General features: G+C 68.5%; 13 protein-coding genes. 2 read left to right on the top strand and 11 right to left on the bottom strand.

Features of this window, described 5'->3' with window-relative positions; genetic code table 11:
- Positions 1-12 precede the first annotated feature (12 nt).
- From ACSQ89_RS14450 to ACSQ89_RS14495, 10 genes are all read right to left on the bottom strand, one after another.
- The gene (locus ACSQ89_RS14450; RefSeq protein ID WP_436290325.1) at positions 13-1,446 is read right to left on the bottom strand and encodes an MFS transporter; all 1,434 of its coding nucleotides are present in this window, start codon (positions 1,444-1,446) and stop codon (positions 13-15) included.
- Positions 1,433-2,638 carry a multidrug effflux MFS transporter gene (locus ACSQ89_RS14455; RefSeq protein ID WP_436290324.1) on the bottom strand — a complete coding sequence of 402 codons (1,206 nt, stop codon included), beginning with the start codon at positions 2,636-2,638 and terminating at the stop codon, positions 1,433-1,435. The genes ACSQ89_RS14450 and ACSQ89_RS14455 overlap by 14 nt, the downstream gene beginning before the upstream one ends.
- Before the next feature lie 74 nt (positions 2,639-2,712).
- Entirely contained in the window at positions 2,713-3,663 is a 951-nt protein-coding gene (locus ACSQ89_RS14460; protein ID WP_436290323.1) for a glycosyltransferase family 2 protein, read from the bottom strand.
- On the bottom strand, positions 3,657-4,823 hold the full coding sequence (locus ACSQ89_RS14465) for a DegT/DnrJ/EryC1/StrS family aminotransferase (RefSeq protein WP_436290322.1): 1,167 nt from the start codon (positions 4,821-4,823) through the stop codon (positions 3,657-3,659). The genes ACSQ89_RS14460 and ACSQ89_RS14465 overlap by 7 nt, the downstream gene beginning before the upstream one ends.
- 153 nt (positions 4,824-4,976) lie before the next feature.
- A complete protein-coding gene (locus ACSQ89_RS14470) occupies positions 4,977-5,519 on the bottom strand; it encodes a methylated-DNA--[protein]-cysteine S-methyltransferase (RefSeq protein ID WP_436290321.1) in 543 nt (180 codons plus the stop codon).
- 1 nt (position 5,520) lies between these two features.
- A complete protein-coding gene (locus ACSQ89_RS14475; RefSeq protein WP_436290320.1) occupies positions 5,521-6,123 on the bottom strand; it encodes a PqiC family protein in 603 nt (200 codons plus the stop codon).
- Positions 6,120-7,751: an intermembrane transport protein PqiB gene (locus ACSQ89_RS14480; protein WP_436290319.1), complete on the bottom strand. Its 1,632-nt coding sequence runs from the start codon at positions 7,749-7,751 to the stop codon at positions 6,120-6,122. The genes ACSQ89_RS14475 and ACSQ89_RS14480 overlap by 4 nt, the downstream gene beginning before the upstream one ends.
- 61 nt (positions 7,752-7,812) lie before the next feature.
- Positions 7,813-8,490: a paraquat-inducible protein A gene (locus tag ACSQ89_RS14485; RefSeq protein ID WP_436290318.1), complete on the bottom strand. Its 678-nt coding sequence runs from the start codon at positions 8,488-8,490 to the stop codon at positions 7,813-7,815.
- Positions 8,487-9,110 carry a paraquat-inducible protein A gene (locus tag ACSQ89_RS14490; RefSeq protein ID WP_093110059.1) on the bottom strand — a complete coding sequence of 208 codons (624 nt, stop codon included), beginning with the start codon at positions 9,108-9,110 and terminating at the stop codon, positions 8,487-8,489. Before ACSQ89_RS14490 ends, ACSQ89_RS14485 begins: the two co-directional genes overlap by 4 nt.
- On the bottom strand, positions 9,107-10,027 hold the full coding sequence (locus tag ACSQ89_RS14495; RefSeq protein WP_436290317.1) for a LysR family transcriptional regulator: 921 nt from the start codon (positions 10,025-10,027) through the stop codon (positions 9,107-9,109). The genes ACSQ89_RS14490 and ACSQ89_RS14495 overlap by 4 nt, the downstream gene beginning before the upstream one ends.
- A gap of 422 nt (positions 10,028-10,449) precedes the next feature.
- Between ACSQ89_RS14495 and ACSQ89_RS14500 the strand changes: the two genes are divergently transcribed.
- Positions 10,450-11,637 (top strand): MFS transporter, encoded by a 1,188-nt coding sequence (locus tag ACSQ89_RS14500; protein WP_436290316.1) that lies wholly within the window; start codon positions 10,450-10,452, stop codon positions 11,635-11,637.
- Positions 11,638-11,666: 29 nt separating this feature from the next.
- The gene (locus tag ACSQ89_RS14505; RefSeq protein WP_436290315.1) at positions 11,667-12,698 is read left to right on the top strand and encodes an aldo/keto reductase; all 1,032 of its coding nucleotides are present in this window, start codon (positions 11,667-11,669) and stop codon (positions 12,696-12,698) included.
- A gap of 5 nt (positions 12,699-12,703) precedes the next feature.
- On the opposite strand, the gene ACSQ89_RS14510 is transcribed toward ACSQ89_RS14505, so the two are convergent.
- The gene (locus tag ACSQ89_RS14510) at positions 12,704-13,645 is read right to left on the bottom strand and encodes an autoinducer binding domain-containing protein (RefSeq protein WP_436290314.1); all 942 of its coding nucleotides are present in this window, start codon (positions 13,643-13,645) and stop codon (positions 12,704-12,706) included.
- Positions 13,646-13,709: the final 64 nt, after the last annotated feature.

The following is a 13,709-nucleotide window of genomic DNA, read 5'->3' on the forward strand; positions in this document are numbered from 1 at the left end:
AGGGAGCGCCGCTCAGGCGTGGCGGGCGCTGGGTTCGCGCGTGCGCAACGCGCTGCACACCGCCGCCACCGCCGCGCAACAGGCGGCCAGCCCCAGCGCGATCACCTGGCCCTTGCCGTCGTGCGGGCCCCAGACGCTGAAGATGGCGGCCAGCATCACGGCGCCCAGGGTCTGGCCCGTAAGCCGCGCCGTGCCCAGCATGCCGCTCGCGGCGCCGCTGCGATGCGCGGGCGGCGAGGTCACGATGGTGTGGTTGTTGGGCGACTGGAACAGGCCGAAGCCCAGGCCGCACAGCGCCATGCGCCAGACGATGTCGGCATTGCCTGGCTGTGCGGGCAGCGCCGCGAGCAAGGTCAGGCCGACGGCGAGCAGGCCGAGGCCGATGCCGCCCAGCAGGCCGTCGGGATAGCGGCCGATCAACCGGCCCGCGATCGGCGCCATCACCACGATCGCCAGCGGCCAGGCGGTGATCAGCAGGCCGGCCTCCACATGCGAGCGGCCGTAAGTGTCGAGCAGCAGGAAGGGCAGCGCGATGAAGGACAGCATCTGCGCGCAGAAGGCCGCCACCGAGGTGCCCATCGAGAGCGCGAACACCGGAATGCGCAGCAGGTCGACCGGAAACAGCGGCACGGCCAGCGCGCGCTGGCGCCGCAGGTAGACGAAGCCCACCGCCGCGCCCGCCAGCAGCAGCGCCCAGGCGATGGGCTGCGCGCCCTGCCCTGCGTCGCTGCTGCGCACGCCGAGCCGGTCGGCGCCGATGAAGATGAGCGAAAACATCAGCACGTTGAGCGCCACGTCGACGAACGAGAAGCGCGCGCCGGCCGCGGCCGCCACGCGATTGGCCGGCAGTGCGCGGAAACCCAGCGCCAGCACCAGCGCACCCAGCGGCACATTGAGCGCGAACAGCCAGGGCCAGGAAGCCACCGACAGGATCGCGGCCGCCACCGAGGGCCCCGCCACCGACGCGGTTGCCACCACCATCGAGTTGATCGCCATGCCGCGGCCGAGCTGCGCCCTGGGATAGATCAGCCGCACCAGCGCCGCATTGACGCTCATGATGCCGGCCGCACCCAGCCCCTGCACCGCGCGCGCGGCGATCAGCGTCGCGAGCGAATCGGCCAGCACGGCGCCGAGCGAGGCAAAGGCAAACAGCGCCATGCCCACCAGGTAGACGCGCCGGTAGCCCACCAGGTCGCCGAGCGAGGCCAGCGGCAGCAGCATCACCAGCGTGGCGATCTGGTAGGCGTTGACCACCCAGATCGCATGCGCCGGATCGGCATGGAGCTCGCGCGCGATCCCGGGCAGTGCGAGGTTGACGATGGTGCCGTCGAGCACCGCGACCGCGATGCCGAGAATGATCACCAGCATCGCGTGCCGGCGCTGCGGCAGCGGCAGGCCGTCGAGCACGGGTGTCGGCGTGCCGGTCACCGGCTCAGCGCGCTGCATAAGGCGCCGGTTGCCGACCGCCGAGCGTGAACCATGTCAACACCACCGCGATCAGCGCACCGGCGGCCATGCCCGTCACCATCGGCAAGGGCCGGCCGTCGGTGAACAGGCCGATCACCGCCATCACCACCGCGCCGGTCAGCATCTGCAGCGTGCCCAGCAGGGCCGATGCGGTGCCGGCGATCGCGCCGTGCTTCTCGAGCGCCAGCACCGAGGTGGTGGGAATGACCAAGCCCATGAAGCCGCTGGCAACGAAGTACAGCACGATCAGCACCGCCAGGCGGTCGCCGCCGGCCAGGTAGTAGGCGAACATCGCCGCCATCACGAGCCCGCAGGCGCTCACGCTGGCCTTGACCACGCGCACGATGCCGAAACGCTCGCACAGCGCGCCGTTGAGCTGCGCGGCACCGAAGAACGCAGCGGCGTTGATGCCGAAGGCCAGGCTGTAGAGCGTCGGCGAAAGGCCGTAGTGGTCGATCATCACGAAGGAGGAGTTGGCCAGGTAGGTGAAGAAACCGGCCATCGCGAAGGCGCCGATGAAGACCAGGCCGAGGTAGTGCGCGTCACGCATCAGCACACCGTAGGCGCGAAGCGCGCTGCCCAGGCTGCTTTCCACCCGCTCTTCGGCCGGCCGCGTTTCCTTCAGCATCACGCTCATCATTGCGAGGCCGGCCACGGCGGCCAGCATCACGGCCCAGAACACGCCGCGCCAGCCGGCGAAGACGATCACGCCGCTGCCGGCCAGCGGCGCCAGGATCGGCGACACGCTGAACACCAGCATCAGCAAGGACATCAGCCGCGCCGCATCGTTGCCGGTGTGCAGGTCGCGCACCACCGCGCGCGGAATCGCCATGCCGGCCGCGGCGCCCAGGCCCTGCACGAAGCGCAGCGCGATCAGGGTCTGGATGTCGGTCGCGAGCGCGCAGCCGATGCTGGCCAGCGCGAACAGCCCGAGCCCGAAGTACAGCGGCGGCTTGCGTCCCACCATGTCCGACACCGGACCGTACAGCAGTTGCCCGACGCCGAGCGAGATGAAGAAGGCCGTCAGGCTCATCTGCACCGGGCCGATGCCGGCACCGAGGCTCGCGCCGATCTCCGGCAGCGCGGGCAGGTACATGTCGATCGCGAACGGGCCGATGGCCGACAAGAGGCCCAGCACGAGCGCGATCTTGAAGAAGCGCGATGAAGTCATGCGCTCATTGTCTCCAAGGAGGCAATGGGCGTTGCGCAGCACGATGCCGCGCGCTGTGCTAGCGATGGCGCCGCTCAGGTCTTGTAGTGCAGCGCCCAGAGCCAGAGCGGCCGCGGCGTCAGCAGCATCGAGAGCACCAGGCCCGCGCGAAGGGAAAATCTCTCCCGCCAGGGAACATCGGGCGAAAGGAAGGCTCGCCATGCGTTCATGCGTTCGCCATCCCGCGCATAGCGCACGGCCACCACCAGCATGTATCGGTTGAAGCGCTTGCGCTTCGCGGCTTCCATTTCGGGGGGCACGCGCAACTCGCGCGCCAGCTCGTAGGCCCGGTGAGCGTCGACGCCGCGCCCGGCGCTCGTGACGGATCCGGCCTGCACCCGGTAGCGGGACACGGTTTGCCCAATGAAGCGCGCCCAGCCGCCGCTGTTGGCCAGACGCACCGAAAAGGCCAAGTCCCCCACGTTGCCGTCGCGTTCGCCGCGCATGTATTGCAGATAGGTCGCCCTCTCCACCAGGAAGGCATCGGGGGGGATGGATTCCGTCAGGCACCACTCCCACACCGGCCGCGTCGCGCCCGGGTCCTGTCTGCCGAACCACTGGTCGCTGGCGGCGGATCGCTCGGGGTCGACCACGCCCGCCGCGTCCATGATCAGGTGCGTGCCGAACCACAGCTTCACGCGCGGATCGGTCTCGCTGACGCAGGCATTCGCCAGCAGGCTCAGCGCGCCGGGACAAAGCTGGTCGTCGTTGTGCAGGAAAAGCAGATGGTCGAACTTCGCCCGCGAAGCCAGGAACCATTGGTTGGGGTAGGTCCCCTTGGACGGCTCGCTCGGCAGATATTCGATGAGCTCCGCCAGGCCGCTCGCAGCGATGACCGCCTGGTTGCTTGCCCAGTAGGAGCGCGGACTGTCGTCGCCGATGATGATCTCGCCGATCAGCGAGCGGTCCTGCTGCGCGATGCTTTCCAGCGCCTCACTCAACTGTTCCGGCCGCGCGTAGGCCGGGATGAGGATGGAGATCAACACGGCGCAGCCGATGCCAGCGCTGCATGCTGCTCCAGAATCAGCCGCACCGCGGAGATCACGTCGCCGACGTCCTGATCGCTCAGCTTGGCCGAGATCGGCAGCGAGACGGTCCGCCTGCCCACGCGTGTGGCATGCGGCGTGTCCTCGGGCCGCCAGCCGAAGTTTTGCTGATAGTAAGGATGCTCGGTCAGCGCCAGGTAGTGCACGCCGACGCCGATGCCCTGCGCCGTCATGGCGTTGAGGAAGTCGTCGCGCGAGATGCCGCAACGCGCCGCGTCGATCTGCACGTTGAAAAGATGGTGCGCGTGGCGCGTGTCCGGCGCCGGCTTCGGGGGCAGTGCCAGCGGAAGGTCCGCCAGTTCGTCGCCGTAGCGCTTCCAGATGGCCTTGCGCCGCTGCCAGTAGACCTCCACGCGCGCCAACTGCCTGAGGCCGATTGCCGCCTGCAGGTCCATCATGTTGTATTTGAACCCGGCTTCGACGACGTAGTAGTGCTTGTAGCCCTCGTCGCCGAAGCGCTTCCACGCGTCCTTGCTCATTCCGTGCAGGCCGAGCACCTTGATGCGGGCGGCGTCCTCCTCCTTGCGCGCCAGGACCATGCCGCCCTCGCCGGTGACGACGTTCTTGGTCACGTAGAACGAGAAGCAGCCGAAGTCGCCGATCGTGCCGACGTTCTGGCCGTGGTACTGCGTTTCGATGGCATGCGCGCAGTCCTCGATGACCTTGAGTTCATACTGCCGCGCCAGCGACATCAGCTCGTCCATTTCGCAGGGCCGCCCTGCAAAATGAACCGGCACGATGGCTCGCGTGCGCTTGCTCAACTTGGCGCGCACCTGCGCCGGATCGATGTTCAGCGTGTCGGGATCGATGTCGGCCAGCACCGGCGTCGCTCCGGTATGGATGATGGCATTGGCCGTTGCGCAGAAAGTCAGCGGCGTGGTGATGACCTCGTCGCCCGAGCCGACGCCGGAGGCCAGCAAGGAAAGATGCAGGGCGGCGGAGCAGGAGTTCAGCGCAACGGCATGCGCGGCGCCGCGGTACAGGCCGAACTCATGCTCGAACTGCGCCACCCGCGGACCTGTGCCGAGCCAGCCCGATCGCATGACGGCCTCGACCTCCAGAATCTCGTCCTCTTCGATCTTCGGGGAACCGAAGATCAAGAAATTGTCCTTGCTTCGTATCGGCATCGAGTCCCCCGCTTACGCGGACAAATGCTTCTGCTCTTGAGTCGAACACTAGTACGAAATGTCGCACCCTCAACAGTATGTGATGTCGGACAACTGCTCGCCTTGCCATGGCAGTTGCGCGGTATTTCAGAACAAGGACGCGGTATCGCTCTGCGGCCTTGCGCCTTCGATCATCAGCATCTTGAGCTTCGCCGTCGCACCGCCGTGCGCCGAGAAACCGCCGGGCTTTCCGCCGGCGGCGAGCACGCGATGGCAGGGCACCACCGGCGCGAAAGGGTTGTGGCCCAGCGCCTGGCCGACGGCGCGCGCCAGGCCCTTGTCGCCGAGCTCGGCGGCGATCTCGCCGTAGCTGCGCGTGCAGCCCGGCACGATGCGGCGTGCGATCTCGTAGACGCGGCGATGGAAGTCGGAGACGCCCGCGTAGTCGAGCACGATCTCCGCCAGGTCCAGCGGCTCGCCCGCCATCAGGGCGCGAATCGAGGCCGTCGCCCTCAGCACTTCGGGCGGCGGCTCGGTCTCGTTCAACTGCGCAAAACGCCGCAGCATGCGCGCTCGCGTCGCGCCCTCCCCGACCTCGGGCAACTGTACGCCGACGATGCCGCGCGGACCCCAGGCGATGCCGCAGGCGCCGATGGCAGTGTCGAACAGTGCGAAACCGGTGTCGTTCATCTCAACCCGGGCAGGCGTTCGCCGTCACGCTGCGTGCGATAGCGTCGGCCAGCTTCGCCGTAGTGCGCTGGGCGCCGCGTGCCAGCGCATCGATGCCGGCACCCTCGACCGGCTCCGACAGCGAGCGCTGGCAAGCGAGCGACGGTCCTTGATCGCCGCGGCGCACGGTCCAGCTGAAGCCGGCATCGACGCGGCTGCCTTGCACCGCATCGAATTGCCGCAACTGCACCGCGATGCGCGTCACGGCCTGGCCGCGCGGCGATCCGCTCTTCGTTGCATCGACAGCGCCGAGGCGGCCCGCGATGCCGCTGCTCAAGGCGTCGCGCAGTTCGTTCTCGAACGAGGAGGACCAGCGGTGCTCTTCGAGGATGTCGACCTGCGGCCCGTCGATGGCGGCCTTCTGCCGTACCACCAGCTGCGGGCGCGCGAAGCGCTCGGGCATGGCCACCGGCGCGAGCTCGACGAAGGCAGGCGCCGTGCCCGACGCGGGCATCGCGCCCGGCGTCGCATCGGCCAGGCTGTAGTACTGCGGCGCGGTGCTGGCGCAGCCCGCCAGCAGCACCGCAGCGAGCAAGGCCGCCGCCCGGGTGTTTGTCGTTCTCATTTCTTCTTGTCCTCCGGCTTGCCGCGAATCAGCGATTCGGGGTGGCGTTCCAGGTAGTCGGTCAGGATGCGCAGCGACCCGGCCGCGCGCGTGACTTCCTGCAGCGTCTGGCGCATGTCCTGCTGCAGCGGCGAATCGTCGGCCAGCGTCTTGTCGGCGGCGTTGAGCGTCTTGCGCACATCCTTCATGGCGGCCGTCATCTCGGGTGCGACATCGTTGTTCAGCCGGCCTGCAAGCTGCTCGGCGCTGCCGAGCGTCTTGTTGAGCGTGACCAGTGTCTTGCGCAGGTCGGCGCCGATCTCCTCGAAGGGCACCTTGTTGAGCTTGCTCGCGATCTCGCCGATCTGCGCCTGGATCTCGTCCAGGCTGTTGGGCACCGTCGGCATCTCGATCGGGTTCTGGTTGATGTTGATCTTCGCCGGCGGCGCCTTCGGGAAGAAGTCGAGCGCCACGTACACCTGGCCCGTGAGCAGGTTGCCCGTGCGAAGCTGCGCCCGCAGCCCCTTGTTGACCAGGAAGCGCAGGCGCTCCGTCTGCGCGTAACGCGACTCGTCCGGCTCGTTGCCCGCGCCGCGGCGCAGGCGATCGGGGTAGACCTGGATCAGCACCGGCATCTTGAACTGGTTCTCCTGGCGATCGAACTCGACGCCGATGGACTTGACCTCGCCGATCTCCACGCCGCGGAAGTCGACCACCGCGCCCGGCGACAGGCCGCGCAGCGACTGGTTGAAGTACAAGAGCAGCGTCTGCGAGGGCCCGTCCGGTGCCTTCATCGCCGCGGTTTCGTCGGCGGCCAGCGTGAACGCGGCGTTCTCCTGCGCCGCCGGACCCATCGCATCGTCGGGCGCCTGGAAGGCGATGCCGCCCAGCAGCACGGTGGCCAGCGACTGGGTGCGCAGCTTGACACCGCTCGCGCTCAGCTCCACGTCGAAGCCGCTCGCATGCCAGAAGCGCGTGTTGACGCCGACGAACTTGTCGTAGGGCGCATTGACGAACACGCGCAGCGTGACCCCGCGGCCGTCGCCGTCGAGTTCGTAGGCCGCGAGCTGGCCCACCTTGATGCGCCTGAAATACACCGGCGAGCCGATGTCGAGCGAGCCCACGTCGCGGGCGCGCAGCAGGTACTGCCGCCCCGAGGCATCGCGCGTGACGATCGGCGGCACCTCGAGCCCGGTGAACTCGCCGGCCGTCTCTTTCGAGCTGCCGGCGTCGGCACCGATGTAGGCGCCCGACAGCAAGGTGCCTAGGCCCGAGATGCCCGAGGTGTCGAGCCGCGGCCGCACCACCCAGAAGCGCGTGTCCTCGGCGGTGAAGCTCTTGGCCTCTTTCGTGAGCTGCACCAGCACGCGCACATGCGAGCGGTCGCCGGCCAGCCGAATGGTCTGCACCGTGCCGATCTGCACGTCCTTGTACTTGACCGCGGTCTTGCCGGCCTCCAGTCCCTCGGCGGTCTTGAAGGTCAGCACCACTTCGGGCCCGCGATCGAGCAGGATGCGCGCGACCAGCGCGATGCCGACCAGCGCCGCCACGATGGGAATCAGCCAGATCAGCGAGGGCAGCCAGTTGCGGCGCTTCACGACGACCGGTTCGGCCAGCGAGGGCGCCGACGTCTTGTCTTCATCGCTCATTGGAGCATCTTCGTGCTTCGCACTGCGGTGCGAGCTTGCTTGGAGCGGCCCGGCGCAGCGCTCATGCGGTTCTTTCGTTTCTTGCGTGCATGTCGTGTGCGGGCTCCGTTTCGTTCATGACGTCCTCGCTGTCCCAGGTGAGGCGCGGATCGAAGCTCAGCGAGGCCAGCATCGTCAGCACCACCACCGCGCCGAAGGCGCCGATGCCGACGCCGGCGGTGATTTCGGCAAAACCCTGGATGCGCACCAGGCCGGCGAGCAGCGACACCACGAAGACGTCGAGCATCGACCAGCGGCCGATCACCTCGAGGATGCGATAGAGCCGCGCGCGTTCGAGTTGCCCGGCGGGGCGGTGCCGCTGGGCCATGTAAGCCAGCAGCATCAGCGCGGTCAGCTTGAACAACGGCACCAGGAAGCTGGCGATGAAGATGATCGCCGCCAGCCCGTAGGCGCCGGTGACCCAGAAGTAGATCACGCCGCTCAGGATGGTGTCGTACTGCGTGCCCAGCAAACTCTTGGTGATCATCACCGGCAGCAGGTTGGCCGGCACGTACATGATGCAGGCCGCGATCAGCAAGGCCCAGGTGAACTTGATGCTGTGAGGCTTGCGGCGATGCAGGTGCGTGCCGCAGCGCCCGCAGGCTTCGCTCTCCGCGGCGCCCTGCCAGACCGTGCCGCAGTGGTGGCAGCTCAAGAGCCCGAGCTGCGCCGCCGTCCTGATCGGCGCCGCTGCCGTCATGCCTTCTGCCCCGGCCGCGGCTCGAAGGCCATTTCCCAGAAGGTGCGCGGGTTGAAGGACAGCACCGCCGTCAGCAGCACCGTGAGGCCGATGAAGGCCCACAGCGCCGGTCCGGCCACCACCTGCGCCAGGCTCGAGAGCTTGACGATGGCCACCAGCACGCCGAGCAGAAAGACCTCGATCATTCCCCACGGCCTGAGCGACTGCAGGATCCGCACCAGCACGCCGAAGCCGGCCGGCCGCCGCTCGCGCGCCATCGGCACCAGCAAATAGAACAGGATGCACAGCTGCAGCAAGGGAAAGAGGATGGTGGTGCCCAGCACCAGCAGCGCCACCACCGACATGCCCTCGGTGCTGAGCACGATCACCGCGCCGGCCAGCGTGGTCTCGCTGCTGAGGCCCCGCAACTCGATCTCGACGATCGGAAACAGGTTGGCGATCGCGAACAGGATCAGGCTCGCCACCGTGAGCGGCAGCACGCGCGCGCCCTGGTCGCCCGCATGCCGGTCGAGCTCGGTGCCGCAGCGGGCGCAATGCGAGACTTCGCGCGGGCGCAGCGGCGTGCGGCGGTAGACCGCGTCGCAGCCCTCGCAGACGATGGCGTCGGGAACTTCCTTCATGGTCGTGAACGGCTATTGTCCGCGAGCCGCGCCGACAGGTAGTCGAGCACGGCGCGCACCCGCGCCGGCAGCCGGCCGGGCTTGCCGAGGTAGACGGCATGCACCGGCGTCATGTCGCGCGGATTGAATTCCTCCAGCACCGGCACCAGGCGGCCGGCGTCGATGTCGGGCTGGATGTGATAGAGCGAGAGCCGGCCCAGCCCGACCCCCTCCATCACCAGCCGGCGCAGTGTTTCCCCGTCGCCGGCGCGCACCGAGCCCACCACTGGCATGTCGACGAGCCGCCCGTCGACCACGAGCGGCCAGTCGGGCGCGCTGCGGTGGTAGCTGGAGCCGATGCGGTTGTGCGCTTCCAGCTCCTGCGGCGTGCGCGGCGTGCCGTAGCGTTCCAGGTACGCGGGCGAAGCGACGATGGCCTGGCCCGTGTCGAAGAGATGGCGCGCCACCAGGTCGGAGGGCGGCAGCGGACCCCAGCGGATCGCGATGTCGGTGCGCTCGTCCATCAGGTCGACCACGCGATCGGTCAGCACGATGTCCAGCGTCACCTGCGGATGCAGTTCGAGAAAGTGCGGCACCAGCGGCATCAGCAGGCGGTGGCCGAAGGAGATGCTGGCGTTGATGCGCACGCGCCCGCGCGGCGCGGCGCCGGCCGCGGCGCAGCGCTCGGCCTCGTCCATGTCGGCCAGGACGCGGACGCTGCGCTCGTAGAAGTTCTGGCCCTCGGGCGTGAGCTGCAGCTTGCGCGTGGAGCGGTGCACCAGTTGCGTGGCCAGCCGCGCCTCCAGCCGCGCGACCAGCTTGCTGACGGCCGAAGGCGTCATGCCCAGCACGCGCGCGCCGGCCGAGAAGCTGCCGCGGTCGACCACCTGGACGAAGGCTTCCATCTCGCCGGAGCGGTTGACCTCGATGCGGGGCATGTCAGGTGCGTTCCTCTTCGAGCAGCCTCAGCCGCTCAGTTCCACTCAGCGCGGGCAGCATCGATAGCTCGCGCAGGAGACTCGCTCCAGAACCCCCTGCCGCTACCGCGCAAGCGCAAGAAACACGGGCGTGCTCGCGCCTTCATGAGTACATCAGACGAAACAATTGCTGCGTAGGGCTTTCCGTGTCGATTGAGCAAACTGGGCTCGCCTGCATGTGCGCGCGATGCGAGCTCAGGCAGGGTGTTGCAAGCCTCTTGGAGCTCAACGGTTCGATAAGGCATCTGCTCCTTTCCATACAGGCTTTGCATTATGCGGAAGGACGGCCCTTCGAAGTTCGCATTCGTGACTTCAACTCACCAATGCTTGTCCATTTGCCATCCTAGTCAAGGCAAGCCGATGCCCGCACAGTACGAGGCATCATGCCCATCGCCCTCCTCGCCCTCACCGCCGGTGCCTTCGGAATAGGCACCACCGAATTCGTCATCATGGGCCTGCTGCTGCAGGTCTCGGCGGATCTTCATGTCTCCATCGCGGCCGCCGGCCTGCTGATCTCGGGCTATGCGCTCGGGGTCGCGGTCGGCGCGCCGCTGCTCACCATCGCCACCCGCCGCGTGCCGCGCAAGACCGTGCTGCTCGCGCTGATGGCGATCTTCACGCTCGGCAACATCGCCTGTGCGCTGGCGCCCAGCTACGAGATGCTGATGGCCGCGCGCGTGATCACCTCGCTCGCGCACGGCACCTTCTTCGGCGTCGGCTCCGTCGTTGCCACCGGACTGGTCGCTCCGGAAAAGCGCGCCTCGGCGATCGCAATCATGTTCACCGGCCTCACGGCCGCGACCATGCTCGGCGTGCCGGCCGGCGCCTGGCTGGGCCTGCAGTTCGGCTGGCGCTCGACCTTCTGGGCCGTGGCGCTGATCGGCGTCTTCGCCCTCGCCGTGCTCGCGGTCTTCGTGCCGCGCGATCGGGCCGCCGACAAGCAGGCCCCCGCCTCGCTCGCCGACGAACTCGCGGTGCTGGCCCGGCCGCAGGTGCTGCTCGGGCTCGCGATGACGGTGCTCGGCTTTGCCGGCGTGTTCGCGGTGTTCACCTACATCCAGCCGCTGCTGACCCGCATCACCGGCTTGTCCGAAGCGGCGGTGTCGCCGATCCTGCTGCTCTTCGGCGGCGGCCTCGCGGTGGGCAACATCCTCGGCGGCAAGCTGGCCGACCGCGCGCTCATGCCGGCCGTGCTGGGCACGCTGGTGGCGCTCGCCGTGGTGCTGGCCGTGATGCAGCCGGCGCTCCACTCGGGCGTGACGGCGGCGCTCTTCGTCGGCCTGCTCGGCATCGCTTCCTTCGCCACGGTCGCGCCGCTCCAGCTGCGCGTGCTCGAGAAAGCATCCGGCGCCGGGCAGAACCTGGCGTCCAGCCTCAACATCGCGGCCTTCAATCTCGGCAATGCGCTCGGCGCCTGGGTCGGCGGCATGGTGATCGACCGCGGCCCGGGGCTCGGCGCACTCGGCTGGGTCGCCGCGCTGCTGACGCTGGCAGGCCTCGCGATCGCGCTCTGGAGCCGTGCGCTCGACCGGCGCGAGCTGCCGCTAGCCTGCGCGCCCGCACGCACCTGACTCATTCATTCCAACTGCAAGGACTCGTCATGGAACATCGCTATCTCGGCAACTCCGGCTTCAAGGTGCCGGCCCTCGGCTTCGGCGCCGGCACCTTCGGCGGCCAGGGTCCGCTCTTCAGCGCCTGGGGCAATACCGACGTCGCCGGCGCGCGCCGCATCGTCGACATCTGCCTCGACGCCGGCGTCAATCTCTTCGACAGCGCCGACGTGTACTCGAGCGGCGCCTCCGAATCGATCCTCGGCGCCGCGGTGCAGGGCCGGCGCGACAAGGTGATCCTCTCGACCAAGCTCTCGCTGCGCGCGGGCGACGGGCCGAACGACGTCGGCTCCTCGCGCCATCACCTGATCGCCGGCACCGACGCCGCGCTCAAGCGCCTGGGCACCGACTACATCGACCTGCTGCAGCTGCACGCCTTCGATGCGATGACGCCGGTCGAACAGGTGCTCGGCACGCTCGACGACCTCGTGCGCGCGGGCAAGGTGCGTTACATCGGCGTCTCCAACTTCTCGGGCTGGCAGTTGATGAAGTCGCTGGCCGCGTCGGACCGGTTGGGCCTTTCGCGCTACGTCGCGAACCAGACTTACTACTCGCTGGTAGGACGTGACTACGAATGGGAGCTGATGCCGCTCGCCATCGACCAGGGCGTGGGCGCGATCGTCTGGAGCCCGCTGGGCTGGGGCCGCCTGACCGGCAAGATCCGGCGCGGCCAGCCGCTGCCCGCGGGCAGCCGGCTGCACGACACCGCCGGCTTCGCGCCGCCGGTGGACGACGAGCGCCTGTACCGCGTGGTCGATGTGATGGACCAGGTGGCCGAGGAAACCGGCAAGACCTTGCCGCAGATCGCGCTCAACTGGCTGCTGCAGCGTCCCACCGTGGCCAGCGTGCTGATCGGCGCGCGCGACGAGGAACAACTCAAGCAGAACCTGGGCGCGCTCTGCTGGCAGCTCACGACGGAGCAGGTCGAGAGACTCGATGCGGCCAGCGCGGTCACGCCGCCCTACCCCTACTACCCTTACTGGAACGGGCAGTTCGCGGAGCGCAGTCCGGCGCCGGTCTGAGCCGCCTATCCGACCGTGCCGAAGTTGCTCTCGCCGAACTGCGATTGCGTCGCGGCCTTCACCAGCTGAACCCTGTTGCGCGCCGAGAAGCGCCGTCGCAATTGGCGCATGTGGTAATCCACCGTGTGCGCCGACAGCTGCATGCGGTAGGCGATCTCCTTGTCGCTGCGGCCCTGCAGCAGGTGTTCGAGGATGTACTGCTGCGTGGGCGAGAGCTGCGACAGGTCGATGCGTGCCGCCGCCGGCGCCGCCGGCAGGCGCGCATGGCGCGACAGGTACTCATGCACGCTCAGGCTGAGCAGCAGCGCACGGCCCGTCACGCCGCCGTCGATCCACTCGCGTCCGGGCGTGCTGGACAGGAGGCTGATCAGCGTGTGCTCGTTGACGTGAGTGGGCGAACCGAGGCGAAGGAACAGCCCGCTGCGGATGCCGCTCGCATGCAGGTCCTCGATGAACTGCCGGCACTGGGCCGGACGATCGGAGCGGTCGAACTGTGCCTCCAGCTGGTCGACGTCCCAGACCAGCGGCAGGCTCGAGGCCGGCGCATCCTGGTGCCGCGTGTCGACCTGGTTGTGCCGGTGCGCGAAGTAGCGCCGCATCCACCCGGCGTTGGCATAGCTGGTGAAGAAACTCAGCGGCCACAGGCGCCCCGCCATGAAAGTGACAGCGCCGTAGCCCAGCCACTCGAAGCCGACCTGGTGCAGCAGGCCGCGCACGAGGCGCGCGCGTGCCTCCACATCGCCCGCCTCGACCAGCTCGCCGACGATGCCCGACGGCTCCGCGCGGCCCCTGGCCATCGACGGCATCACCGACAGGTCCTCGTCCGCGTAGAGATGCGGCTGCGGTCCCTCGAGCTCGGGCCGCGGGTCGCGCCCGGGCTGCGCGAGATCCGCATCGGGATCGAGCGAGGAAGCGGCGGCGCGCTGCAGCAACGACGAAAGAATCATCGGTGGCACCTCGACGCGCGTTCGGCGTGAATAGATTTCATGGTGATCCAGCCCGCAAGGGCTT

It is taken from the genome of Variovorax sp. LjRoot175 (genome assembly GCF_964253805.1).
Taxonomy (GTDB): domain Bacteria; phylum Pseudomonadota; class Gammaproteobacteria; order Burkholderiales; family Burkholderiaceae_C; genus Variovorax.